Origin of the sequence: Microbacterium sp. GCS4, assembly GCF_001262495.1 — a bacterium.
Taxonomy (GTDB): domain Bacteria; phylum Actinomycetota; class Actinomycetes; order Actinomycetales; family Microbacteriaceae; genus Microbacterium.
Map to the genome: position 1 here is coordinate 608,596 of NZ_LGYE01000001.1, position 24,346 is coordinate 632,941.

The 24,346-nt window shown below is 69.5% G+C and carries 22 protein-coding genes; 6 read left to right on the plus strand and 16 right to left on the minus strand.

The genetic code is table 11. From position 1 onward, the window contains the following. The first annotated feature begins 88 nt into the window (after positions 1-88). The gene (locus tag AKH00_RS03105; RefSeq protein WP_050721228.1) at positions 89-1,381 is read left to right on the plus strand and encodes an MFS transporter; all 1,293 of its coding nucleotides are present in this window, start codon (positions 89-91) and stop codon (positions 1,379-1,381) included. Between the two features lie 86 nt (positions 1,382-1,467). Here AKH00_RS03105 and AKH00_RS03110 read toward each other — a convergent pair whose 3' ends face one another. The 4 genes from AKH00_RS03110 to AKH00_RS03125 form a co-directional block, all read right to left on the minus strand. Further along, positions 1,468-2,022: a YceI family protein gene (locus AKH00_RS03110; RefSeq protein WP_050721229.1), complete on the minus strand. Its 555-nt coding sequence runs from the start codon at positions 2,020-2,022 to the stop codon at positions 1,468-1,470. 182 nt (positions 2,023-2,204) lie between these two features. Further along, the gene (locus AKH00_RS03115; RefSeq protein ID WP_050721230.1) at positions 2,205-2,573 is read right to left on the minus strand and encodes an FKBP-type peptidyl-prolyl cis-trans isomerase; all 369 of its coding nucleotides are present in this window, start codon (positions 2,571-2,573) and stop codon (positions 2,205-2,207) included. A 214-nt stretch (positions 2,574-2,787) separates the two neighbouring features. Further along, entirely contained in the window at positions 2,788-3,498 is a 711-nt protein-coding gene (locus tag AKH00_RS03120; protein ID WP_050721231.1) for an alpha/beta fold hydrolase, read from the minus strand. 12 nt (positions 3,499-3,510) lie between these two features. After that, entirely contained in the window at positions 3,511-4,878 is a 1,368-nt protein-coding gene (locus AKH00_RS03125; RefSeq protein WP_082297370.1) for a PrsW family intramembrane metalloprotease, read from the minus strand. 88 nt (positions 4,879-4,966) lie between these two features. Here AKH00_RS03125 and AKH00_RS03130 point away from each other — a divergent pair, with 88 nt between their 5' ends. After that, the gene (locus AKH00_RS03130; protein WP_050721233.1) at positions 4,967-5,836 is read left to right on the plus strand and encodes a fumarylacetoacetate hydrolase family protein; all 870 of its coding nucleotides are present in this window, start codon (positions 4,967-4,969) and stop codon (positions 5,834-5,836) included. Between the two features lie 68 nt (positions 5,837-5,904). Here the strand turns inward: AKH00_RS03130 and AKH00_RS03135 are convergent, their stop codons facing one another. Together AKH00_RS03135 and AKH00_RS03140 are read right to left on the minus strand one after the other, a co-directional pair. Continuing rightward, positions 5,905-7,365: an aspartate ammonia-lyase gene (locus tag AKH00_RS03135; RefSeq protein ID WP_050721234.1), complete on the minus strand. Its 1,461-nt coding sequence runs from the start codon at positions 7,363-7,365 to the stop codon at positions 5,905-5,907. A gap of 93 nt (positions 7,366-7,458) precedes the next feature. Beyond that, entirely contained in the window at positions 7,459-8,373 is a 915-nt protein-coding gene (locus tag AKH00_RS03140) for a metallophosphoesterase (RefSeq protein ID WP_050721235.1), read from the minus strand. 69 nt (positions 8,374-8,442) lie between these two features. Between AKH00_RS03140 and AKH00_RS03145 the strand changes: the two genes are divergently transcribed. After that, entirely contained in the window at positions 8,443-9,009 is a 567-nt protein-coding gene (locus tag AKH00_RS03145) for a TetR/AcrR family transcriptional regulator (RefSeq protein WP_050721236.1), read from the plus strand. Between the two features lie 25 nt (positions 9,010-9,034). Here the strand turns inward: AKH00_RS03145 and AKH00_RS03150 are convergent, their stop codons facing one another. Both AKH00_RS03150 and AKH00_RS03155 read right to left on the minus strand, forming a co-directional pair. Continuing rightward, positions 9,035-9,370: a hypothetical protein gene (locus tag AKH00_RS03150; RefSeq protein WP_050721237.1), complete on the minus strand. Its 336-nt coding sequence runs from the start codon at positions 9,368-9,370 to the stop codon at positions 9,035-9,037. After that, positions 9,367-10,746: an inorganic phosphate transporter gene (locus AKH00_RS03155; RefSeq protein ID WP_050721238.1), complete on the minus strand. Its 1,380-nt coding sequence runs from the start codon at positions 10,744-10,746 to the stop codon at positions 9,367-9,369. Before AKH00_RS03155 ends, AKH00_RS03150 begins: the two co-directional genes overlap by 4 nt. Before the next feature lie 155 nt (positions 10,747-10,901). On the opposite strand from AKH00_RS03155, the gene AKH00_RS03160 reads away from it, so the two are divergent. Further along, complete coding sequence (locus tag AKH00_RS03160) at positions 10,902-12,995, plus strand: S9 family peptidase (protein ID WP_050721239.1); 2,094 nt, start codon at positions 10,902-10,904, stop codon at positions 12,993-12,995. Positions 12,996-13,228: 233 nt separating this feature from the next. Beyond that, a complete protein-coding gene (locus AKH00_RS03165) occupies positions 13,229-14,050 on the plus strand; it encodes a DUF559 domain-containing protein (RefSeq protein WP_050721240.1) in 822 nt (273 codons plus the stop codon). Positions 14,051-14,154: 104 nt separating this feature from the next. On the opposite strand, the gene AKH00_RS03170 is transcribed toward AKH00_RS03165, so the two are convergent. The 6 genes from AKH00_RS03170 to truB all read right to left on the minus strand — a co-directional run bounded on the left by AKH00_RS03170 (position 14,155) and on the right by truB (position 20,499). Further along, positions 14,155-15,183 carry an ATP-dependent 6-phosphofructokinase gene (locus tag AKH00_RS03170; protein ID WP_050721241.1) on the minus strand — a complete coding sequence of 343 codons (1,029 nt, stop codon included), beginning with the start codon at positions 15,181-15,183 and terminating at the stop codon, positions 14,155-14,157. A 232-nt stretch (positions 15,184-15,415) separates the two neighbouring features. Next, positions 15,416-17,560: a DEAD/DEAH box helicase gene (locus tag AKH00_RS03175; RefSeq protein ID WP_050721242.1), complete on the minus strand. Its 2,145-nt coding sequence runs from the start codon at positions 17,558-17,560 to the stop codon at positions 15,416-15,418. Positions 17,561-17,762: 202 nt separating this feature from the next. After that, positions 17,763-18,716 carry a bifunctional riboflavin kinase/FAD synthetase gene (locus AKH00_RS03180; RefSeq protein ID WP_050721243.1) on the minus strand — a complete coding sequence of 318 codons (954 nt, stop codon included), beginning with the start codon at positions 18,714-18,716 and terminating at the stop codon, positions 17,763-17,765. After that, the gene (locus tag AKH00_RS03185) at positions 18,713-19,132 is read right to left on the minus strand and encodes a hypothetical protein (RefSeq protein WP_200903811.1); all 420 of its coding nucleotides are present in this window, start codon (positions 19,130-19,132) and stop codon (positions 18,713-18,715) included. The genes AKH00_RS03180 and AKH00_RS03185 overlap by 4 nt, the downstream gene beginning before the upstream one ends. A gap of 108 nt (positions 19,133-19,240) precedes the next feature. Then, positions 19,241-19,609: a hypothetical protein gene (locus tag AKH00_RS03190; protein WP_050721245.1), complete on the minus strand. Its 369-nt coding sequence runs from the start codon at positions 19,607-19,609 to the stop codon at positions 19,241-19,243. Continuing rightward, positions 19,606-20,499: a tRNA pseudouridine(55) synthase TruB gene (truB, locus tag AKH00_RS03195; protein ID WP_050721246.1), complete on the minus strand. Its 894-nt coding sequence runs from the start codon at positions 20,497-20,499 to the stop codon at positions 19,606-19,608. The genes AKH00_RS03190 and truB overlap by 4 nt, the downstream gene beginning before the upstream one ends. Positions 20,500-20,639: 140 nt before the next feature. Here truB and AKH00_RS03200 point away from each other — a divergent pair, with 140 nt between their 5' ends. Next, positions 20,640-21,539 carry an A/G-specific adenine glycosylase gene (locus AKH00_RS03200; RefSeq protein ID WP_050721247.1) on the plus strand — a complete coding sequence of 300 codons (900 nt, stop codon included), beginning with the start codon at positions 20,640-20,642 and terminating at the stop codon, positions 21,537-21,539. Between the two features lie 20 nt (positions 21,540-21,559). Here AKH00_RS03200 and AKH00_RS03205 read toward each other — a convergent pair whose 3' ends face one another. Further along, positions 21,560-23,710 carry a helix-turn-helix transcriptional regulator gene (locus AKH00_RS03205; RefSeq protein WP_050721248.1) on the minus strand — a complete coding sequence of 717 codons (2,151 nt, stop codon included), beginning with the start codon at positions 23,708-23,710 and terminating at the stop codon, positions 21,560-21,562. A gap of 120 nt (positions 23,711-23,830) precedes the next feature. Continuing rightward, a complete protein-coding gene (rbfA, locus tag AKH00_RS03210; protein WP_050721249.1) occupies positions 23,831-24,262 on the minus strand; it encodes a 30S ribosome-binding factor RbfA in 432 nt (143 codons plus the stop codon). Positions 24,263-24,346: the final 84 nt, after the last annotated feature.

Consider the following 24,346-nt stretch of genomic DNA (forward strand, 5'->3'; position numbering starts at 1 on the left):
CCAGTGATCACGCACGCTGAGAACCGCGCCAGCGCCCGGCTCCCCTGACGCTCGGATACGCTCGGAGGATGCACGACAGGCACGACCGGTGAGCGGCGCTCGCGGCCATCTCATCGACCTCAGCCCCCTGAAGGCGAGCCCCGCGTTCGCCCGGATGTGGATCGGCTCCTCGCTCGCCGGGATCGGCGGCCAGCTCACGATCGTCACGGTCATGCTGCACGTCTTCGCGCTGACCGGCAGCACCTTCGCGGTCTCGATGATCGCCGTCGCGGGGCTCGTGCCCATGGTGCTCGCGGGACTCTACGGCGGGATGCTCGCCGACGCCTTCGACCGCCGCCGCGTGGCCCTGGTCGCCGCGACCGTGACGTTCCTCTCGACCGCCCTTCTCGCCGCACTCACCTGGTCCGGGGCCGAGACCATCTGGTGGCTGTACGTCCTCAGCATCGTGAACTCCGCCGCGAACTCCGTCGGCATGGCCACGCGCACGGCGATCGTCCCCCGCCTGATACCGCGCGACATGCTCGCGGCCGCCTCGGCCCTGAACGGCGTGGCCTTCGGCCTCACGGTCATGGCCGGTCCCGCGCTCGCCGGCATCCTGGTGGCGCTCACCGGCTACGGGTGGACCTACACGATCGATGTCGTGCTGATGCTGTCGATGTTCCTCGGCCTCTGGACGCTGCCTGCGCTGCGCCCGGAGGGGGACATCGTGCGTCCCGGCCTGGCGTCTCTCGTCGATGGCTGGCGCTTCCTGCGCCGTGCGAGCAACATCCGGATGCAGTACGTGATCGACATCATCGCGATGACCTTCGGGCAGCCGCTGGCGCTGTTCCCGGCGCTCGGCACTCTGCTGCTGGGCGGCGGCGCGGTCACCACCGGCGTGCTCACGGCCTCGGTCGCGGTCGGTACTTTCGCCTCGAGCCTGTTCTCGGGGCGCGTGGTCCAGTATCGCTGGCACGGCCGAGGCATCGCTCGTGCCGTCGAGGTGTACGGGGCCGCGATCCTGCTGTTCGGCGTCGTGCTGCTGATCGGGGCGTTCTCCGCACCCGTGTCGGAGAGCACCGCGAACATCGCGCTCATCGTCGCCGCGTGCATCGCTCTCGCCGTCTCCGGAGCATCCGACAACGTCAGCTCGATCTACCGGAACACGATGATGCAGGCCGCGGTGCCCGACACCATGCGCGGGCGCCTGCAGGGGGTGTTCATCGTCGTGGTCGCCGGAGGACCACGGCTCGGCGCGCTCTACGCCGGAGCTCTCGCCTCGCTGACGACGCTCTGGTTCCCGCCCCTGCTCGGCGGATTCCTGGTGATCGCCCTCGTCGCCTTCCTCGCGGCCCGCAGCCCGCGCTTCCGCTCCTATGACGCGGAGAGCCCGGAGGCCTGAGTTCGGCGCCCTGAGTTCGCGGCTCGGACGACGAAGAGCCCCGCCCCTCGAGAGGGACGGGGCTCTTCGAACGCGATCCGCCGAGGTCAGGCGTCCTGCTGCAGGGCTCCCTGGAGGTCGAGGTTGATCGTGACGTCCTTACCGACGAGCACACCACCGGTCTCGAGCGCAGCGTTCCAGGTGAGGCCGAAGTCCTCGCGGTTGATGACGGCCTTCGCCGAGGCGCCGGCCTTGTAGTTGCCCCACGGGTCGGAGCCGAAGCCGCCGAAGTCGACCTCGAAGGTGACGGGCTTCGTGATGCCGCGGATGGTGAGGTCGCCGTCGACGTACAGTTCGCCGTTCTCGGCGCGTGCGCCCGTGGAGACGAAGTCCATGGTCGGGAAGTTCTCGGTGTCGAAGAAGTCGGCCGAGCGCAGGTGCTGGTCGCGACCCTCGTCCTTGGTGTCGACGGACGTCACGTCGACGCTGGCCTCGACCGTGGTGTCGAGCGGGTTCTCGGGCGCGGTGAGCGTGGCGCTCTTGACGCCGAACGTGCCGCGCACCTTCGAGATCATCATGTGGCGGACGCTGAACGTGACCTCGCTGTGGGCGGGGTCGAGGACGTAGGTGCCGGGACGGTAACCGGGGATGTCAATGGTCATGTGGTGCTCCTCTGAAGACGTCAGTCGCATCGTGCGACCAGGAAGGTGGACCGCTCGCGCGGCGTCACGGGAGATAACTTACATGCACTTGCATGTATTCCCCTGAATGCGGACTTTCTTCCTCGACGACGAAGGCGCCGCATCCGAGCGGATGCGGCGCCGTGCGCGATTCGTGCGGCGACTCAGCCGACCGCGACGAGATCGATGATGAAGATGAGGGTCTTTCCGGAGAGGAAGTGCCCGCCGCCGGCAGGACCGTACGCCAGGTGCGGCGGGATCACGAGCTCGCGGCGCCCGCCGACCTTCATGCCGGGGATGCCGTCCTGCCAGCCCTGGATCAGGCCGCGCAGCGGGAACTGGATGGTCTCGCCGCGCCCCCACGAGGAGTCGAACTCCTCGCCGGACTCGAACTCGACCCCCGCATAGTGGACGGTCACGGTGTCGCCGGGCTTCGCCTCGGCTCCGTCGCCCTCGATGAGGTCGCGGATCACGAGCTCGGAGGGAGCGGGTGCGGTGGGGGCGTCGAACTCAGGCTTCGTGCGATCAGTCATGGCATCCATCCAACCGGAGCCCGTGAGCCGGGTCAACGCGGTCGGACCTGCTCAGAGCGAACACCTCCGAACGGCGGGGTCGGGGCTGAGGGTCTTGACACCCGCTGGACACGGGTGCACCCTGGTCGTAGACCAACTCAGCGCCCGGGAGACATGCAGGCATCGCCGCAGCACCGGGCGCTGAGTCTGTCCCCGGCCGCTGTCGGCGCCGATGTCACGATCGAGCGGATGCGGACGGGCCATGCGTGACCGCGTACCCCTTGAGCATCCGCGCGAGCTCCTCCGGCCTGCTCAACGCGACGCAGTGACTCCCGTCGATCTCGTCGGCGACCACGCCCAGTCGGTCGGCGGCCAGGCGGCGGAGGAACTCGGGCGGGAAGAAGCGGTCCTGCGTGCAGACGATGAACTCGGTCGGGATGCTCGGCCACGCGGCCAACGGCCACGGCGTCTCCATGGCCGCCGTCGAGGGATGCGCGCGTTCCCTGCTGATCGCCTCAAGGGCGAGTTCCCGCGGCACGTCGTGGTAGAAGCTCACGAGGGGGTCCTCGTTCCCGGTGAGGCCACCGTCTCTTGCCGCCTGCGCAGCGGCGGCCTCGCCATACCCGGTGTTCTCCCACCGGTCCTCGGGTCGCTCACCCGGCCTCGGGATCATGCCCGCGAGCAGCACCAGCACGTCCGCTCCGATGCGGTCCGCGACGAGCGGCGCGGTGAAGCCTCCGAACGAATGCCCGACGACCAGCCCTCCACGGAGCGGACCCACCTCCGCGACGACCGCATCCGCGTAGTCGTCGAGCGTGGCGGAGTCATCGTCGGCCAGGAGGTCGGGGGCGAAGACCTCGTGCCCCTCGCGCCGGAGGGCCGCGGCGACAAGGTGCCAGGACCACCCCACGTCGCCTCCGCCGTGCAGCAGGATGAACGTGGTCATGGTCCGGCCTCCTCAGTACGCCAGCAGCGCCGCGCGGGCGGCCCTGGTCCGCACGAGCAGCGCCTGCTCCTCCGCCGGGACCATCGGATCGCGTCCGGTGATCGCCCGCTGTCGGACCGCCGCGAGGGTCGTGGCGTCCTTGATGAACTCGCGCATGAGAGGACGTCGATCCCCGCGCAGCTGTGCCGCCCAGCGGAGCCCCGTCTTGCGTCCGGCCGGGGTCGCGAGCATCGTGACCTCCTCGGGCGTGAACCAGCCGGCCGCCGCGTAGTCGCCGAGCCGGGCCCGGGTGAGTCGGGCCTCTTCCCGCCGCAGAGCGACGACGCCGAGGATGAACCCCACGAACAGCGGCACCTGCAGGACGAAGTACAGCAGGAAGAAGTTCGCGAACGACGAGCCGTTCCACAGCCCGTGCAGGAACATCGCTCCGAGCATCCCGAGGAGGCCGAATCCGATCGCCGTGCCCGCCGACGCGCCGCGACGTGCGGCGAGACCGATCGCGAGACCGGTGAGCGAGGTGAACATGGCGTGTGCGAACGGCGACATGATCGCGCGCAGGATGAACGTCACCGTGAGCTGTTGGCCACCGCCCTCGATGAGGCTGATCGCGAAGTACTGGATGTTCTCGGTGAAGGCAAAGCCCGCACCGACCAGCGCGCCGTAGACGACGCCGTCGATCGGGCCGTCGAAGGAACGGCGTGCGATCAGGAAGATGAGGAAGACGCCGACGCCCTTCCACAGCTCCTCGACGATCGGAGCCTGGACGACGGCTCCGGCCACCTCGCCCCGAACCCCGAAGAGGATCGTGAGACCGAGGTCGACGAGGAGCGTGAGACCGACGGCGGCGATCGCACCCCAGGCGATCGCGAAGAACACGAGTGACTTGGGCTCGGGCTCCCAGCGATCGATCATCCGCACCACCAGGAACACCGCCGTGAGCGGGATGAGCGCGAGCACGAGCCCGACCACGGACGCCAGCGCCCCGAGGGCCAGTCCGAAGTAGGCGACGAGCGCGAGCAGCAGCAGCCCGAGGAAGACGAAGAGGATGCCGAGGGCGATGCGCCCGCCGCGCTTGCCCGCGGGCAGGGCCGGCAGTCCCTGCGACGGCGACGGAGCGACGGGTGCGGGCGGCGAGTACGGAGTGGGCTGCGCGAGCACCGAGGCGTACGCCGGGCGCTGCGAGAACGCGGCGGGCGTATAGGCGGACTGCGCGTACTGCTGCGCCCCGTAGCTCGGCGCTGACGCCGGCTGTTGCGGGTGCGCCGGCGCCGGCGGCTGCTGCGGATATCCCGACTGCCCAGACCCGGGCTGCTGTCCCGCGGGCCGCTGAGCGGGCGGCGGCGTGTACGGCGATGGCTGCGACGGTCCTCCGGAACTCATAGCGACAGCATATTGGCAACAATCAACTCGGCCGGGCTCTGGCGACTTCCTCCAGCGCCGAGCACGTGGCACCGGATACCGTAGAGACATGCGGTTCGCTCATCTGCGTCGCGCCGACTCCCCTGCCGCGAATCTCGCGGTCGTGGACGGCACCGACGCCATCCTCGTCTCAGATCTCCTCCCCGATGCTCCGGCGACCCTGCAGCAGCTCATCGAGCGCGGCGCACCGGCCCTCGACGCCCTGCGCGCCGCTCTCGCGGACGGCGCGGCCACACGGCATCCTCTGGACGGCTGGAGCTTCGCGTCGGCAGTGATCGCTCCCCCGGCTGTGCTCGCCGTCGGACTCAACTACGCTGCGCATTCCAGCGAGCTCGGGCTCAAGACGGATGCAGCGCCGACCGTCTTCACCCTCTGGCCCAACTCGCTCACCGGCCATGAGCAGACCACGTCGTGGCCGCGCGCACTCAGCGAAGCCGTCGACTACGAGGCGGAGCTGGGCGTGCTCATCGGCACACCGGCCAAGGACGTCTCGGCGGAGGACGCCCTCTCGTATGTCTGGGGCTACACGGTCGTGAACGACATCACGGCGCGCAACGTGCAGTTCTCCGAGGCGCAGTGGTCGCGGTGCAAGTCGTTCGACGGCTTCACGCCGACCGGGCCCTTCGCGGTGACGGCCGACGAGATCGCCGACCCGCAGGACCTGCACATCTGGGCGGTGGTCGACGGCCAGACCGTTCAGGACGCGAGCACCGACCAGATGGTGCGCTCGGTCGCCACGCTCATCGCCCACCTGTCGCAGTCGCTCACGCTGCTGCCGGGCACGCTGATCTCCACGGGCAGCCCCGGTGGGGCCGGCTACTCGCGCGACCCGCAGATCTTCCTGCGCGACCGCTCGGTCGTGACGGTCGGCATCGACGGCATCGGCGAGCTCACGACCCATTGCCGCGTCATCGACTGACGCGCGTGCATGCGGAACGGCCCCGGCGGATCGCCAGGGCCGTTCTGCATGTTCTCCTCTGATCGAGATCAGATCTCGATCAGATCCTCGGGAGTGATGACCGGGATCGCCGCCGTCACGGCTTCCAGACCCGAGAGACGTGCCGGGGACAGCTGCTTCGTGACCTCGTCGCGCGACATCAGCCCCGCCTCGACCACCAGGTCGGCGACGTTGCGGTTCGTCAGGAGCGCGGTCTTCGCGAGTGCGGCCGCGGCGGCGTAGCCGATGAAGGGCGTGAGCGCCGTGATGACGCCGACCGATGCGCCCACCATCGCGCCGAGGCGGTCGCGGTTGGCCGTGATGCCGTCGACGCAGTTGACGCGAAGCGTCCACATGGCCTGACGCATCCAGGTGATCGACTGGAAGATCGAGTGCGCGATGACCGGCTCGAACGCGTTGAGCTGCAGCTGACCGGCCTCGGCGGCCATCGTGACCGTCATGTCGGCGCCCGCGACCGCGAACGCCACCTGGTTGACGACCTCGGGGATCACAGGGTTGACCTTGCCTGGCATGATGCTGGAACCTGCCTGCATCGCCGGGAGGTTGATCTCGCCGAACCCGGCCTGCGGTCCTGACGACAGCAGGCGCAGGTCGTTGCAGATCTTCGACAGCTTCATGGCGTTGCGCTTGAGCGTCGAGGAGAACGACATGAACGATCCCGTGTCGCTCGTAGCCTCGACGAGGTCGCCGGCGGTGACGAGGTCGAGCTCGGTGATCTCGCGCAGGTGCTTCAGCACGGCCGGGGCGTAGTCGATGTGGGTCGTGATGCCCGTGCCGATGGCCGTCGCGCCCATGTTGATCTCGAACATGAGGGAGGCGTTCTCGGTGAGGCGCGTGTGGTCGTAGCCGAGTGTTGTGGCGAAGCCGTGGAACTCCTGTCCGAGCGTCATCGGCACGGCATCCTGCAGCTGCGTACGGCCGACCTTGAGCACGTCGTGGAACTCGTGCGACTTGTGCAGGAACGACACGCGCAGCAGGTCGAGCTCTTCGAGCAGCGAGCGCAGCGTGAGCGAGAGACCGATCTTGACCGCGGTCGGGTACACGTCGTTGGTCGACTGGCTGCGGTTGGTGTGGTCGATCGGCGAGAGGAACGCGTAGTCGCCCTTCTCACGGCCGGCCATCTCGAGCGCGATGTTGGTGATGACCTCGTTCGCGTTCATGTTCGTCGAGGTGCCCGCGCCGCCCTGGATGACGCCGACCGTGAACTGATCGTGGAACTCGCCGTCGATCACCCGCTGCGCGGCGCGGTCGATCAGGTCGGCACGCTCCGGGTCGAGCACGCCGATCTGGCGGTTCGCCCTGGCACTGGCCTGCTTGACCATCGCGAGCGCGATCACGAGGTCCGGGTACACCGAGATGGGCCGCTTCGTGATGGGGAAGTTCGCATCGGCGCGAGCCGTGTGGATCCCCCAGTACGCGTCGACCGGGATCTCCATGCTCCCCAGGGAATCGGTCTCGGTACGGGTCAGTGCGGGCGCGGCAGAAGCCATGTCACATCCTTGTGGGTAGTGGCGAGTGTGTGAAGCGGGGGATGCGACAAGTCTACGCCCGCGCGTATGCGTCGACCGGGATACGACCGCGCGTCACCGTTTGCGCGAGAACGCCTCGAGGCGCCCGTCCGGGCCGAGACGCGCCATCCTGTCCAGCCACTCCTCGGAGAAGAAGGTGCCGGTGGGTGCGTCGACCACGGGTACGACCGTGTGAGTGATCGTGTCGGGGTGCACGTGCACGAGCTGAAAGGCCTGCGCGGCATCCATCCCGTTGACCTCGGCTGCCGGTCGAGCGACGTTCATCGTGTAGCACGTCGCCGAGGACACGCTCACGGGGATGCCGGCGAACGTGCCGTGCGAGGAGTAGTGCAGGTGCCCGGCCAGGATGCCGCGCACGTCGGTGCCGCGGATCACGTCGGCCAACTCGTCCTGGTGTCGCAGTTCGAGGATGTCGAACAGCGGAAGGTGGCTCGGGAGCGGCGGGTGGTGCATCGCGAGGAGCGTCCCGTGCGGGGCCGGCTCGCGGAGGATCTCGGCGAGCCAGGTCAGCTGAGCCTCGTCGAGATCGCCGTGGTGCCAGCCGGGGACGCTCGAGTCCAGGGCGATCAGGCGCAGTCCGTCGAGATCCCAGACGCCGGTGACCGGTTCCTGGGTCGGAGCCAGGTCGAGCAGTCCCTCCCGCAACGCCGGCCTCTCGTCGTGGTTGCCGGCGACCCACACCACGACCGTGCCGAGTTCCTCGGCGACAGGTTCGACGGCGTCACGGAGGCGTCGGTAGGCGTCGGGCTCCCCCAGGTCGGCGAGGTCGCCGGTGACGACGATGGCCGCGGGGCTCGGATGAACGGCCCGGATCGCGTCGAGCGTGCGCGCGAACGTCGACTCGACGTCGTAGCGGCCACCGAGTCTGGCGCCGCCGGCCAGGAAGTGCGGATCGCTCACGTGCACCACCACGTGGGATGCCGGACGGTGGCGTCCGAACACGTACTCGCTCTCGGAGGGCGCGGTCATGTCCCCAGCCTAGGTCGCGCAGCGCACCCGCGATCACATCAGCTGTAGTGCTTCGGATAGAGTGCGGGGATGGCCAAGAACGAGGCGCGGCGCCGGGCGATCGCGGATGCCGGGCTGAGCGTGCTCGCTTCAGAGGGGTCCCGAGGGCTCACCCACCGGGCCATCGACCAGGGAGCCGGGCTCCCCGTCGGCACGACCTCGAACTACTTCCGCAGCCGCGATGCCCTCATCGAAGGGCTGGTCGACCGCATCAGCGAGCGGCTCGCCCCGACAGAGGACGACCTCGCGCGCCGAGCCGCTGATTCCCCGAGTCCCGCGCTGTTCGCGGACTACCTGCGGGACATCGTGCGGCGACTCACCGCGGATCCCGACGTCACGATGGCCCTGTTCGAGCTGCGCCTGGAGAGCAGTCGTCGTCCGGAGGTCGCGGCTCTCCTCGGGGCATGGCAGCGCGCGGGCTTCGAGGGCGACGTGGCTTTCAACGCCTCGGCGGGGCTGCCCGGGGGCCGCCGCGAGATCGCACTGTTCCACTATGCGATCGACGGACTCCTGCTCGACCGGCTCACGACGCCGATCGACCCCGAGACCTCGACCGACGAGATCATCGACGACCTGGTGGCGGGTCTGCTCCGCTGACCACCGGACGCGACTCCGGTCTGCCTCAGTGACCCACCACGATGATGAGGATGCCGACGACGACCGCTGCCGCGCACAGCGCGAAGCACGCATACGCCCCGACCAGCGCGAGGCGCTTCTGTCCTTCGGTCAGCGGGCTCTTGCGCGCCGCCTTCGCCGCCTGCTTCGCGGCCCGCTTGAGCTCCTTCTCGGTCACGACCGTGATCGCGTCGGTGAACTCGGCGGGGCTCACGACGGGCGCGCGCCCGCTGCGCACCAGCAGCCGAAGGCCCGTCGCATAGAAGGTCACCACGGCGCAGGCTCCGAGCAGTGCGGCGATGAAGACGAGCGCGAACGCCTCCCAGTCGATGGCGACAGTCACTTCGATCCCTCCTCATCGGCAGGCGACCCGCTCGTCGCGGAGACGCCGCCCTGCGGCTTCCCCTTGCCCTTCGCATCGCCCTTGCCCTTCGCCTTGGCCTCGGACTTCGCCTTCGCGTCGGCCTTGGCCTTGGTCTTCGCCTGCTCGCGCGCCTCGGCTCGGGCCTTCGCCTCGGCCTTGGCCTCGGCGATGCGCTGCTGGCGTCGCGTCGGCGGGGGCGTGTCGGGGAGGTCGACCGCGAGACCGGACTCGGCGACGTCGCTCATCGCGTTCGCGTGCGTCACGGCATCCTTGCGCGAACGCAGGAACAGACCGACGATCACGGCGAGCGCGAGGACGGCGTCGATCGCGATGCCCCAGTTGCCGAGCCAGGTGACCAGAAGCGCGGCGATCGCCCCCACGGCGCCGGCGGCGGGGAGCGTGAGCACCCAGCCGATCGCGATGCGCCCTGCGGTCCGCCAGCGCACCGTCGAGCCGCGCCGGCCCAGACCCGACCCGATGACCGAGCCCGAGGCGACCTGCGTGGTCGACAGGGCGAAGCCGAAGGCGCTGGAGGCGAGGATCGTGGCCGCGGTCGAGCTCTCGGCCGAGAACCCCTGCGCGGGCTTGACCTCGGTGAGTCCCTTGCCGAGGGTGCGGATGATGCGCCAGCCGCCGAGATAGGTGCCGAGCGCGATCGTGACGGCGCAGGCGATGATGACCCAGAGGTACGGATCGGCCTGCTCGCTGTTCTGCCAGCCGACGGCGATCAGCGCGAGGGTGATGACGCCCATGGTCTTCTGCGCGTCGTTGGTACCGTGCGCGAGCGCCACGAGCGAAGAGGTGAAGATCTGTCCCCAGCGGAAGCCGTCGCGTCCATCCGGCTTGCCGTCGTACCGACGAGTGATCGAATAGGCGATCTTCGTCGCTGCGAACGCGATGATCCCGGCGGTGAGCGGAGCGATCAGCGCCGGGAGGATGATCTTGGACAGCACCATCCCGAAGTCGATGCCGGCGACCCCGACGCCCACGAGCGTGGCGCCGATCAGACCGCCGAAGAGAGCGTGGGAGGAGCTCGACGGCAGACCGAGCAGCCAGGTGAGCATGTTCCACGTGATGGCGCCGATGAGTCCCGCGAAGATCATCGGGAGGAACAGCTCTCCCTGCATGCTGTCCTCGCGGATGATCCCGTGCGAGACCGTCTTGGACACCTCGGTCGACAGGAAAGCGCCGACGAGGTTCAGGACCGCCGCGAGAAGCACGGCCGTCTTGGGCTTCAACGCACCGGTGGCGATGGGGGTGGCCATCGCGTTCGCGGTGTCGTGGAACCCGTTGGTGAAGTCGAAGAAGAGTGCCAGCGCGATCACCAGCACGACGATGAGGACTGCGGTTTCCACCGTTCTCTTTCGGTCGTCGGGAAGAAGGAGGTGTCGACGGGATCGACGTGATGAACGAAGAGTTCACCGTGGGTTTGACTTCCGTTAACCGGCCCCGGTAGATCCTCCCACCCTGCCGGGTGACGGTCAACTCGACCTGGACTAGCGTGGAGCGGGTGACTGATGCTCCGATCGCCGCCCGCCGCTCCGCCCTCCGCACTCATCACGGCGACACGTTCGACGATCCCTACGAGTGGCTGCGCGACAAGGACTCCCCCGAGGTGATCTCGCATCTCGAGGCCGAGAACGCTCACACCGACTCCGAGCTCGCGGGGCTCGCCGACCTGCGCGAGACGCTGTTCCAGGAGATCAAGGGCCGCGTGCAGGAGACCGATCTCTCCGTGCCTACCCGTCGCGGCGCGTGGTGGTACTACAGCCGCACCGAGGAGGGCTCGCAATACGGCATCCACTGCCGCACGGCGGCCTCAGAGGACGACTGGACTCCCCCGGTGCTGGAGCCCGGGGTGCCCGTTCCCGGCGAGATCGTGCTGCTCGATGGCAACGCCGAGGCCGAGGGGCACGAGTTCTTCTCGCTCGGAGCGTTCGACACCTCCGACGACGCCACGAAGCTGCTCTGGTCGACCGACTTCGAGGGCGACGAGCTCTACACGGTGCGCGTCCGCGACCTAGAGAGCGGCGAGACGCTCCCCGACGAGATCCCGAACACCGGTGGGGCGTTCTTCACCCCCGACGGCACCGGCGTGCTCTACACCACCCGTGACGACGCGTGGCGTCCCGACGCCCTGTGGCTGCATCGCCTCGGCACACCCGTCGCGGACGACGTGCAGCTCTTCCATGAACCCGACGAGAAGTTCTGGCTCGGTGCCGGGATCACCCGCAGCCGCCGCTACCTCGTGATCGCCGTCGGATCGAGCGTCACGAGCGAGGAGCGTCTGGTCGACCTGACCGGTGACCTCACAGCGGAGCCGCAGATGGTCTGGCCGCGACGCGAGGGCGTGGAGTACTCGCTCGAGCACGCGATCGTCGACGGCGAGGATCGCCTGTTCATCCTGCACAACGATGGCGCCCTGGACTTCGAGCTCGTATCGGTCCGCGCGGACGATCCGCAGGGCGACCGACGCGTCGTGCTGGCCCACGAGCCGGGCCGACGCCTGCTCGGCATGGACGCGTTCCGTGACTTCGCGACCGTCGAGTACCGCCGTGAGGGTCTCGAGCGCGTCGGACTGCTCGACTACTCCACGGATGCCGTCGAGGACGTCGTCTTCGACGAGCCGCTGTACTCGGCCGGCGTGAGCGGCAACCCGGAGTGGCATTCGCCGTTCCTGCGCCTCGGCTACACGTCCTTCGTGACTCCCGGCACGGTGTACGAGCTCGACCTCGCGACGCGGGAGCTCGTGCTGCGCAAGCAGGTGACGGTGCTCGGCGGCTACGAACCGCAGGACTACGACCAGCGGCGCACGTGGGCGACGGCGTCCGACGGAACACAGGTGCCGATCTCCCTGGTCTGGAAGCGGTCGTTCGGCGAGCCCGGCGACGCACCCCGCCCCGTGCACCTCTACGGCTACGGCTCCTACGAGCACTCGATCGACCCCGGCTTCTCGGTCATGCGCCTGTCGGAGCTGGATCGCGGCGTGGTCTTCGCCGTCGCGCACGTGCGCGGCGGTGGCGAGATGGGTCGTCAGTGGTACGAGGACGGCAAGCTGCTGCACAAGCGCAACACGTTCACGGATTTCGTCGCCTGCGCCGAGCATCTCGTCGCGAGCGGCGTCACGACGCCCAAGCGCCTGGTCGCCGAGGGCGGCAGCGCCGGCGGTCTGCTGATGGGCGCGATCACGAACCTGGCCCCGGAGCTCTTCGCCGGCGTGCTCGCGGCCGTGCCCTTCGTCGACGCCTTGACCACGATCCTCGACCCCTCGCTGCCGCTCACCGTGATCGAGTGGGATGAGTGGGGCGACCCGCTGCACGACCCCGACGTGTACGCGTACATGAAGTCGTACACGCCCTATGAGAACATCGGCAACGGTTCGACCTATCCGCGGATCCTCGCCGTCACCTCATTGAACGACTCGCGCGTCGCCTACGTCGAACCCGCGAAGTGGGTCGCGGCGCTGCGCGAGGCCGGCGCGGAGGACGTGCTGCTCAAGTGCGAGATGGTCGCCGGCCACGGCGGCGTCAGCGGTCGGTACAACTCGTGGAAGGAGCGGGCTTTCGAGCTGGCCTGGCTCCTCGACACGGTCGGCCTCGCCTGACGGCATCCGCGTCCCTTCCCTCCGCCCTGCGCGATGAGGTAGGCGATCGCGCGGAGGGAGGACGATTCACGCAAGATCGTCCTCCCTCCGCGCGTTTACCTACCTCCCTTGCGCTTCGACTCGCCCTCCACATCACGAGGTCTCCGTCGAGTGTCCCCATCCCGTGCGTCAGCGGTCTGGCCGGTGACCGTGGACCGCCCATCCTGGTGCGTGTGGACAGACTGACGACATGGATGCGGAGCCGGAACGGCGTCGCCCACAGCACGGCCCTTCGGAATGCCGGATTCACCGACGCGACAATTCGCCGCGCCGTCGCGAGCGGGCATCTCGTAAGAGTGCGACGCTCCTGGCTCATCGACCCGACCTGCTCGCAGGCCCGGCGACGTGCGGCGGCGGGCGGCGGACGCATCACCTGCGTCACGGCCGCGCTCGAGCTAGGGCTGTGGACCCCGGCGATGGACTCGGTGCACATCGCCGTCCCGGCCACGGCATCCCGCAATCGAGGCGAGGATGTGACGAATCACTGGGCGCGCGGGCCGATACCCGTGCCGTCGAGGTCCGCCGAGGAGCCTCTCCTGAACGTGCTGTTCCATGTCGCCCGCTGCCTCGAACCGGCCGACGCCCTTGCGGTGTGGGAGTCTGCCCTGCATCTGCAGCGGATCACCGACGTCGAACTCGCGCGCGTGCGGTGGCGATCAGCGCGCGCCGATAGCCTGGCCGCCGTTGCGTCCTCCCTGTCGGACTCCGGATTGGAGACGCGATTCGTCTGGCTCATGCGCGAGATCGGCGTCACCGTCCGACAGCAGGTGTGGATCGACGGTCACCCTCTCGACGGCCTGATCGGCGATTCCCTGGCCGTGCAGATCGACGGGTTCGCCCATCACAGCGCGGCTCGCGATCGACGACGCGACATCCGCGCCGACGCACGCCTGGTGCTACGGGGCTACACCACGCTGCGGTTCGACTTCCACCAACTGCTCTTCACTCCGGACGAAGTGCAGGCGACCGTGCTCACCGCCATCGCACAGGGGCTTCATCGGTCGAGACTGCGCTGACGGGTGCAACGAGGTAGGCGATCGCGCGAAGGTAGGAGGATCCAGGTCGAATCCCCCTACGCCGGCGTGATCACCTCCGCACGCGCCCGCACCCCGCGCCCCGCTCAGCCGAACAGCGCGGCGGCTTCGTCGTACCGGCTGCGCGGGACGGTGTTGAGCTCGCCGAGTGCCTCCGCGAAGGGGACCCGCACGATGTCGGTGCCCTGCATGGCGACCATCTGGCCCCACGCGCCGTCGACGATGGCATCGGCAGCATGCAGGCCGAGGCGCGTCGCGAGGACGCGGTCGAAGGCCGAGGGCGATCCACCGCGCTGGATGTGGCCGAGGATCGTCGCGCGGGTCTCGATGCCCGTGAGACGCTCGATCTCGGGGGCGAGCCGGTCGCCGATGCCACCCAGCCGCGGGCGGTTGAAGGCATCCAGCCCCTTGTCGCTGTAGGCCTCGTCCATGCCCTGCAGCTTGAATCCCTCGGACACGACGACCAGAGGGGCGCGGCCGCGGTCATGAGCGCTCGTCACGAGCGCCGTGATCTCTTCGAGCGTCTGCGGGACCTCGGGGATGAGGATCGCGTGAGCGCCCGCGGCCATGCCGGCGTGCAGGGCGATCCACCCCACGTGCCGTCCCATGACCTCGGCGACCATGCAGCGCTGATGCGAGTCGCCGGTCGTGCGCAGGCGGTCCATCGCGTCCGTGGCGATGTTGACCGCCGTGTCGAAGCCGAACGAGTAGTCGGTGGCCCGTAGATCGTTGTCGATGGTCTTCGGCACGCCGATGACGTTGATGCCGTCCTTCGCGAGGCGGTCCGCCGCCGCGAGCGTCCCCTCGCCGCCGATCGCGATGATGCCGTCGATCTTGTGCCCGTACAGGGTCTTGGCGATGTTCTCCGCGCCGCCGCGCTCGCCCTCGTAGGGGTTGGTGCGGCTGGTTCCGAGGATCGTGCCGCCGACCTTCGAGAGTCCCTTGACCTCGTGGCGAGTGAGCGGGAAGAAGTCGCCGTCGACGACGCCGCGCCATCCGTCACGGATGCCGACGAACTCGAGGTCGTAGGTCGTGGTGCCCTTGAGCACGATGCCGCGGATGACCGCGTTGAGTCCGGGGCAGTCGCCGCCGCTCGTCAGGATGCCGATCTTCATGCTTGCCTCAGAGGGATTCGGGAACAGGGGGAAAGGCGACTCTGCCTGCGATCGACACTAGCGGTCGGGAGCGAGCATCCGCCATTCGAGACGGTGAAAACAGCCGATCTTGCCGCCGAATCGAGACGAATCGGCAGAAGTTCACCCGATTCACATCCGAGACGAGAAATCGGCGTCAAGAATCTGAATTCTTGACGCCGACTTCCGTGGCCGAGTCAGCTGCTCGCGACGCTCAGGCCGCGCCCAGAGCCTCGCGCAGCAGGTGCATCAGAGCACCGAGCTGCACGGGCTCGGCCGCAGCGTCATCGGTCGTCTCCCCGTCGAGGGCCCGCGCTGCGAGCCCCTGCTTCTGGTCGATGAGCTCGGCGATCTTCGTGTCGACCGTGTGAGCGGCGATGATGCGCCACGCCGTCACGGGCTCGTCCTGACCGATGCGGTGCACGCGGTCGATCGCCTGCGTCTGCTCCGCCGCGGTCCACGACAGCTCGGCGAGCACGACGTTCGACGCTGCCTGCATGTTGAGTCCCACACCGGCGGCGGTGAGCGAGCACACCGCGATGCCCACCTCGGGATCGCCGTTGAAGTCGTCGATCGCCTGCTGGCGCGCGGCCGAGGTCTGGTCTCCGCGGATCGACACCGAGCGGATGCCGGCGGCGGCGAAGTGCGCCTCTGCCTGATCCATCACGTCGATGTGCTTCGCGAAGAACACCACCTTTCCGACCGACCGCTGCAGCTGAGCCGCATAGTCCGCGGCGAGCTGGGCCTTGGCCTGTCCGATCCGGCGCACCATCGTGAAGACGTTGTCGCCGCCCGTTCCCGCCGCCTTCGACTCCTCGAGCTCGTTCTGCGCCACGAGGCGGACGATGTCGTCGTCGATCTCCCCCGGAGCGAGGCCGCGGTCGCCGCGCGCCTCGATGATGCGCCGATACCGCGCCGCGAGACGCTCGCCGAGCTCGCGCTCCGCTTGCCGGATGCTGCGCCCGAACTCGTCGTCGAGCTGCACCGGCAGATCCGCGATGAGCTTGTCGGGGAGATCTGCCGCGACGTCCTTCTTCTTGCGGCGCACGATCCCCATCGAGATCACGGCGTCACGCGCCTCCGGATAGAAGGCCTTGTCGGCAGGCGTGAAACCCGTCGCGTCGAGCTTCTCCATGAGCACGGGCCCGGGCTTCTCCCCCGTGGTCCACCCCAGGAAACGCCAGATCGCGTCGAAGTCCTCGACGTCGTTGATGAGCGGAGTCCCGGTGAGGGCGAGCATGAGCGGGTTGCCGCCCGGCGTGCGCTCCCGCACCCGCGAGGCGAGCGACAGCACGTTCTGCGACCGCTGCGAACTGAGGTTCTTGATGAAGTGCGCTTCGTCGACGACCATGCCGCGCAGCCCGATGGAAGCGAGCCACGACATGTGCCGGTCGAGGATCTCGTAGTTCACGATGAACACATCGGCGAAGGCGTCGATGTCGTCGCCATCGCCCTGGATGACGGTGGCGCGGCGCTGGGGCGTCCAGCGCTCGACCTCGCGCGCCCAGTTCATCTTGACCACGTTCGGCACCACGACGAGGAGCGGGTACGCGCCCGCGACCGACGCGGCGAGCACGGACTGCGCCGTCTTGCCGAGCCCGGGCTCGTCCGCGAGGAGGAAGCTGCGGTGCCCTTCCCGGACCGCTTCGAGGAAGCGCGACTGGTGCACCATGACCTCGAGGCCCTTGGGCGACAGGTGGTCGAACTCGGGCGCGGGCGGGAGATCCATGCTGGCTGCGGAGCCACCGGCTCCCGACTCGAACGCCTTGTAGAGCGGGCCCATGAGCTCCCACCCGTCGAGCCGGCGACGCGGAGTCGTGGTGGCGCGCGGCGTCAGATCGGGCGCAAGGAACGGGTTCGCGAGCTGACGCGCCTCGACCGACGGCGGAGTGACCTGCCGCTCGGCGATCGCGGCGGGCACGACCGGCACCTGGATGGGCGCGATGTCCGCAATGATGAGCTCCTCGGGAGCGAGCTCCGCGCCGGACTCGAGCAACCAGTCGCGACGCATGCGCTTGGCCACAGGCGAGGTGGCCTGGTCGGCCTCGAGCAGCTGGATCAGCGAGGTGTCGCGCGCAGCGGTCTTCGCAAGGATCGTCGCGACCCCGTCCAGACGCTTGAGGAGCTCGGCGCGCGCGGCGTCGGCGATCTCGGCATCCGCCTTGACCCTGGCGCGCTCCTCGCGCACCAGGAACGCGATCACCTGGAACTTGACCCGGTTCGTCGGGCCGAGCTTGCCTCGCTGCGACTTCGCCTCGATCTCGCGCACCTTGCGCGCGAGGATCGGGATGAGGGGCGCCTCATCGTCGCGACGGGATGTCTTCTTGCGCCGCGTGGCGGCGGTTGCCGTGGTCGGCATGCTCCTCCTGAGCGTGAAGGCCCTGCATCCCCATGATGCGAAGCCGTTCTCGATGTCCGCGTGTGGCGCGAGCCAGGACCGTGCGGACTGCAGTACCGGTCGACATCGATGCGCGATTGCAGCGGGAGATCGGTGACGACCGCGTCCATTCTATGTCATCACGACGCGCGTGCGCAGTCCCCGCCACGCCGGAGGCCGCCGGTCAAGGGACGACGGAGTCCAGGACCCGCTCGGCGTCGGTGACATCCGCCGCCATCTGCGCCTTGAGCTTCTCGATCCCCTCGAACGCGACCATGCCACGCAGCCTCTCGATGAACTCGACGGTCACGTCGTGCCCGTAGAGGTCGAGGTCGTTCTCCCCCAGCACATGAGCCTCCACCTGCCGCTCGAGCACGTCGTCGAATGTCGGATTGGTGCCGACGGAGATCGCAGCGCGGTGACGCACACCCGTGTCGTGATCCACGAGCCAGCCCGCATACACGCCGTCGGCAGGCACGAACGAGTCGACGGACGCCGAGAGGTTCGCCGTGGGGAAGCCGAGCTCGCGCCCGCGCTTGAGCCCGTGGACGACTTCGCCGCGCACGTCGACCGGACGGTCGAGCACGCGAGCGGCGGTCGACACATCGCCGTCGATCAGCAGCTCACGGATCCAGGTCGACGAGACACGTCGGTCGGAGCCGTCGAGGTATACGTCGTCGACCACCTCGACCGTGAAGCCGTGCGCGGGGGCGAGTTCACGGAGGAGCTCGGGGGTGCCTGCTCCGCCGTGTCCGAAACGGAAGTCCTCACCCACCAGGACGGTCGACACCCGCAGTGCGCCGACGAGGATCTGAGTCACGAAGTCCTCCGCCGTGAGCGCGGCGAGCCGCTCGTCGAAGGTGAGCATCAGGGTCGCATCGAGTTCGAGCTCGCCGAGCAGCTCGAGCTTGCGGTCGACGGTGACGACATTCTCGGGGCATCGGTCTGGACGCAGCACGGCGAGGGGATTGCGGTCGAAGGTCACGGCCACCGAGCGCACCCCGGAGGCCGACGCCGCGTCGCGGAGTCGGCGGATCACCGCACGGTGCCCGGCGTGGACACCATCGAACTTGCCGATCGCGACAGCCGACGGACCGAAGTCCACGGGCACCTCCTGCGGGTCGCGGAAGACGATCACGCCCGCACCTCGGCGCCCCGGGTCTCGGCATCCGCAACCACCGGGCGATGCGTGCGCAGCCACCAGATGCCGAACACGGGGAGCACGAGCGGGATGAAGAGGTAGCCTCGGCCGAACATCGACCACACGGTGTCGTGCGGGAACAGGTCCGGCAGGAAGAGGCTCAGCGCTCCCACCACGAGCACCCCGGTGAGCTCGAAGACGATCGCGACCCAGGCGACCGTGTACCAGCCGGCGCGTCGGGCGAACACGAGAGCCAGCGTCGCCAGGACGTAGACGACCGCCGCGAGCGCGGAGAGCGCGTAGGCGAGAGGCGCCTCGTCGAACTGGCGGACGATCTGCACGAAGCTGCGACCGGTCGCGGCCAGCGCCATCACGGCGTAGACGATCACGAGGACACGGCCGATGCCGGTCATCCGAGAGGAAGGGTGGGAGGTGCTCATAGCTCGATCCATTCTAGGCGCGCCCCGAGCACACCGGAGTCGTGCGCTGGACGGCCGTGACGGATCATGACCGAGCGCCGGTCATGCGATCTGGACAGTCCAGATCACGTGCATCCGCCACACCATGACCGCGACCGCGAGAGCCGCGACGCCGAGGATCACGGTGCTCCATCTGCTGCGCTCCATGAGCGCCCACAGCACGGCCCCGATCGGGAGGAGCACGGCCGAGACGAGGTAGACCCAGTACTCGAGAAGATCGCCGGTCGGGGGGTTTCCGGCGAAGGGCGCGACGATCGCGGCCACGACCTGCACCACGAGCAGCAGCTCGACCAGCGCGAGGGCGCCGACGGACCAGTCGCTCGGGCGGCGTCCGGCGAGACCGACGATCACGCAGAACAGCCCCGCCGCGACGGCGACGGCGACCTGCACGATCGTGAACCACAGGATCATCGCGCGACCTCCGGCATGTTCATGGCGCTCTTCAGATCGGCACCGCGCCTCTCGACGACGCCGACGAGCGTGCCGTCCTCGTCGATCGCGGCCGCGTGCGCGCCCTCGAGGCGCGACGCCTGGTCGTTCAGACGCTTGCCGTGTCGGAGGTCGCGGGCCTCCTCCGCGGTCACGTGCAGAACGTCGAGAACGCGGGCGGCCGCCGCGGCGGGTGTCATCGGGGTGGCGTCCGCGAGATCGTCGACGCTCACGGCATCCGCGACATCGAAGTCCCCCACGCGGGTCCGGCGCAGCGCCGTCAGGTGGCCGCCGACGCCGAGACCTGCACCGAGATCGCGGGCGAGCGAGCGGATGTACGTGCCGGAGGAGCAGCCGACGACCGCGTCGAGGTCGATCGCTCCGTCTCCCACGCGCCGGTCGAGGAGGTCGAAGCGCGACACGGTGACCTCGCGTGCCGCGAGCACCACCTCCTCGCCCGCGCGCACGCGGTCATAGGCGCGGCGTCCGTCGACCTTGATCGCCGACACCGAGCTCGGCACCTGCGAGATCCGTCCCGTGAGGGCTCGGACGCCCTCGTCGATGCCCTCTGCCGTCACCGCCGCGAGGTCGTCGGCGTCTGCGCGCGCAAGGATCTCCCCCTCGGCGTCGTCGGTGGACGTGGTGATGCCGAGACGGATGACCGCCTCGTAGGTCTTGTCGGCGCCGACGATGTACGTGAGCAGGCGCGTCGCCCCCTCGATGCCGATCACGAGCAACCCGGTCGCCATGGGATCCAGGGTGCCCGCGTGGCCGACCTTGCGCGTGCCGAACGCGCGGCGGACGCGGGCGACGACGTCGTGGCTGGTCAGTCCAGCAGGCTTGTCGACGAGGAGGATGCCGGGCGAGACCATCCCCCCAGCCTACGGTGCGGGCCTGCGCTCCACCGCACGCGGCATGCACGTACCGGACGGCTGTCGGCGGCTGAGCGCACCGCGGGTCGTGCCGCGCCACTCGCGCGGGACGGGAGGAGATTCTCGCCTAGGCTGTCGGCGTGCCCCCGACCTCGCGCCCCGACTCCTCTGGGTTGCCTGCCTTGATCGGATGGTACCGAGCGTCGGCGCGAGATCTGCCGTGGCGACGCGCCGAGTTCCATGAGGAATTCGGCGCGTGGGGAACGCTCGTCAGCGAGTTCATGCTGCAGCAGACCCCCGTGTCGCGGGTGCTCCCGCACCTCGAGGCATGGCTCGCCCGCTGGCCGAGCGCCCCCGCTCTCGCCGCGGCCACGCCCGCGGAGGTGCTCCAGCAGTGGTCGAACCTCGGTTACCCACGACGCGCGCTGTGGCTGCACCGCGCGGCGATCGAGGTCACTGACCGGCACGACGGCGTGGTCCCCCGCGACGTCGAGGCGCTCCTCGCACTCTCCGGGATCGGCGACTACACGGCGCGCGCGGTCGCCGCCTTCGCGTACGGCGATCGTCACCCCGTCGTCGACACGAACACCCGACGAGTGCTCGCGCGGGCGGTCCTCGGCCAGGCGCAGCCCGGCGCACCGTCGCGCAAGGACCTCGAGCTCATGTCGTCGCTCCTGCCGGAGGACGACGACGAGGCGGCGATCTTCAACGCCGCCGCCATGGAGCTCGGAGCAACCGTGTGCGTGTCGCGGCGCCCTCGCTGCGAGCAGTGCCCCCTGATCGAGTCGTGCGCGTGGGTCGGGGCCGGGCGTCCCGACACCGGCGACAGCCGCCGCCGTCAGGCGGCATTCGAGGGGTCTGATCGTCAGGCGCGCGGCGCGGCGCTGCGGGTTCTCCGCACAGCCGCGCCCGAGGCCGTGCCCTTGGTCTCCGTGCTCGCCGACTGGCCGGACGCACTGCAACGCGACCGGGCCATCGACTCGCTCATCGCCGACGGTCTGGCTGAGGCGGACGGCGAACTGCTCTCGTTGCCGCGCTGACGTGCTCCGGCCTGGGGACCTCAGCCGTGCCGCGCGGTCCGATGTCCCAGCAGCACGAGGTCGATGCGACTCCGCACCCCGAGCTTGGTGAACACGCGACCCAGGTGGACCTCGACCGTGCGGACCGACACGGTCAGCATGCCGGCGATATCGCGATTCGATCCGCCCTGCACCGCTATCAGTGCGACCTCCAGCTCCCGCGGTGTGAGGAGGCTCTCCCAACGACGGCGCACGGTGGCGAACCGCTCCGCGTCACGCTCGGCGCCGAGGCCGTCCAGCCGGTCGGCGACCGCGTCCGCCCACGCGGTCGCGCCGGACTCGTCGAAGAGCTGCCAGGCTGCGCGCAGATGAGTCCGCGCGACGTCGGAGTCTCCGTCGATCAGCGCCCTGGTGCCGAGTGACGACTCCACTCGTGCCCGCTCGAACGGCGAGGCGATCGCGCGGGCGGCGTCCGCGACCTCGGCGGCTTCATTCCGCCAGATCGGGGCGGAGCTCGTCGCCGCTCTCGTTCTCAGCAGTCGCCCGAGCGCCATGTCGGGTGGTTCGACCAGCTGCCGCGTACGAGGGGCCGGATCCGCCCCGATCGGCAGGTCCTCGTCGAGCCCCGGCACCGACAGCGCCGTCTGCGGTGAGCCGCGATCGAGCCACAGCCTGAGGCACGACGTGGCGACATTCGGCTCGCCGGCCAGGTGCGACCGGATCGCGCGATCGACGAGCTGATCCGTGCGCGAGGGGGCGGGCAGGGCAGCGGTGAGCGTGTGGGCGAACGGCCCGAGACGTCCGAGGACCGCGAGATCGAGGCGCCGGGCGAGCACGACTCCGAGGCCCGCGAACGGCACCGCGATGGGCAGGGTGAGGGATGCCTCGCAGAGGCGCGTGCGCGCACGCGCGATATCGCCGCGCCACACGTGCAGCAGCACCTCGATCACGATGCGGTGCGCAGCGATCAGGTCGGTCCGCTCGTATCCGGCGATGAACGGATCGATCTGCGGGACGACGCCCGACTCCCCCGTCGCCAGTACCTGCAACCCGCCCTCGACGTCTCCGACGACGGCACGTTGCAGCGCGCCGAGCACGATGCCGGTGACCGCGCCCGTCCCACTCGCGTCATCGGCCTCCCCTTCGCCGAGCAGCAGCCAGATCAGCGATACGACGGGATCCCGGAGCCGCCCGTCGGCGTCCGTGCGCTTCGCCCCCTCGCGCAGGACGTCGAGCCATGCCCGCGCTCTCTGTCGATCGCCCCGCTCCGCGCACAGGGCGGCACCGAACGCCGCTGCGCGGGTCCACGCATGCCAGTCCTCCCCTGTGTCGCTCGGCGGGCGGAGCAGCGCCATGTTCACGTCCGGCACGGTTCCCTGCAGGTGCGCGTGCGCGACGAGCAATGCCGCGAGTCCGTGCAGTCGGGAGCTGCCCTCGCCGTCGGGGTACATCGGAGCGAGCCATCCCGCTGCCTCAGCCATGCACCCGGATCCGACCGCGGCGCTCCCCGCGATCAGCCGCACAGGATCCCGGTCCGCCGGATTCGCGTGCGCGGCAGCCTCCGAAGCGAACAGGAGCGCGCGTTCGGTGTCTCCGGCATCGGCGAGCTCCCGTGCGGCCTGCACGAGCAGACGGGCGGATGCCGGGTCGCTCCGCGCCGAGCTCCGCGCGCGATGCCACGCGGCAGTGGCGGGCTCACCGGCTGCCCGGAGCGCCTCCGCGAGTCGGCGATGCGCGTCCACGACCATGACGGGGCTGCTCACCGCCACGATCCAGATCGCGAAACGCTGCTCGACGAACCGGAAGTGCCCGGCGTGCACGCACAGATGCTGCGAGAGCTCGGTCTCGTCGTCGACGCTGCGCTCGCAGGCGGCGAGCACGGGGCCGATCCCTTCGTCCAGGCTCAAGGCTGCGATGAGCAGCAATGTCCGTTCCTCCGCGGAGACCGCGACGTCGGCGAAGCGATCGACGATGGTCGGCACGGCGGGCAGTGGGAGCGGCAGGGGACGCAGGCCTGCGCGCTCCGCGGGATCCAGCAGTCCGGCGACCTCCCGGATCGTGTGCACGTCGCCGTCGAGGCGTTCGGCGAGACGCGCCGCGACCCACGGTGCACAGGGTAGGTCGTGATCGACCAGGTCCGACAGGATCCGCTCGACGACGACGACCTGCGTCCCCGCACGCACGCTCGACACTTACCGCCCCCTCCGGCCGAACCTCCGCTCAGCCCTGTGCCGACGGTAGCAACCGGATACGGCACCTTGTGCGAGATGCCGGAACTTCACATCCGTGTCGACGGAGAGGTGCGCGGGACGTCAGGAGACCGCGTCGTCGTCCTCATGACGGTACGGGTCCGCCTCACCGGCGTGGGACGCCGAAGACGCGAGCTTCGCGACCTCCGCATCCCGCTCCTGAGCCTCCCGGAGGAGGGCGGTGATGTGGTCGGCGTTCTCGGGCAGCGCATCGGGGATGAACTCCAGCGTCGGGACGAGACGCGTGCTCAGCTGCCGCCCGACCTCGCTGCGCAGCATCCCCGTCGCGGAGGTGAGCGCGGCACCGCTCGAGAGCCGCTCCTCCTCCGTGCCGAGCACCGTGTAGAACACCGAGGCGTGCTGGAGGTCACCGCTCACCCGGACATCCGTGATGGTGACGAAGCCGAGCCGCGGGTCGCGGAGCCCCTTCTCGAGCCGCTCCGCGAGGATCACACGGATGCGATCAGCGAGTCGGGCCTGTCGTTCTCCAGCCATTGTTCCTTCTCCTGAGGCATAGCGGTCGTTGAGCGAGCGAAGCGAGACGAAACGTCCGAAGAGGGCGTTTCGTCTCGTCGCTTC